Below are 559 nucleotides of genomic sequence, written 5' to 3'. Positions count from 1 at the left end.
CGCAAGAAGGACGCTGAAGAGCTTAGTTGCGGATTTGAGGGTCCTATAATCGGTTACGGTTACATTAATCAAGACTCAACAGCAACAATTGTAAACGAAGGCAACATCACCAAAGTTGAAGAAGAGGACAATTATGATATTTTAGCCGGTGGACGTCTGGAAGCTCGCTTTACTCTGAATCACCTTGTTCTCGGTGCAGCACTCGACTATCATTATTACTTTAAAAAAGCTATTGCCAAAGATGGCTTGCTTGTTCCTATGTTCACTATTGGTTATAAATTCTAAAATCGGATATATGCTAAAAAAAATATACTTGCTATTTATATTTTCATTGCTTTTAATTCCTGGCTATGCCCAGGAATTAAAAGTAGAAAAAGTAACCCTGCTTGAAACTGATAAAGAGGCTGAAGAGAAACCTCAATATGACGGTAACCAACAGCTGTGTGCTCTCCTGAAAGTTTACGTGGACAGCCTGCCGGACGTTAGTTTCAACAGTAGTTATATCATTGGAAAAAAGAATATCCTTAATTCCGCAACACTATTATAAAATATTTTTTTT

At 37.2% G+C, this 559-nt stretch carries 2 protein-coding genes; both read left to right on the top strand.

Going from position 1 to position 559, the window contains the following annotated elements:
- The coding region (locus DXA74_RS16400) for a hypothetical protein (RefSeq protein WP_158576096.1) at nucleotides 1-285 on the top strand (285 nt) is incomplete at its 5' end.
- A gap of 10 nt (nucleotides 286-295) precedes the next feature.
- Nucleotides 296-547 carry a hypothetical protein gene (locus DXA74_RS16155; protein WP_147401167.1) on the top strand — a complete coding sequence of 84 codons (252 nt, stop codon included), beginning with the start codon at nucleotides 296-298 and terminating at the stop codon, nucleotides 545-547.
- The last annotated feature ends 12 nt before the right edge of the window (nucleotides 548-559 follow it).

Origin of the sequence: Bacteroides sp. OF04-15BH, assembly GCF_003477995.1 — a bacterium.
Taxonomy (GTDB): domain Bacteria; phylum Bacteroidota; class Bacteroidia; order Bacteroidales; family Bacteroidaceae; genus Paraprevotella.
The sequence above is the reverse complement of the archived record's forward strand: the minus strand, read 5'-3'. Positions and strand labels throughout refer to the sequence as shown.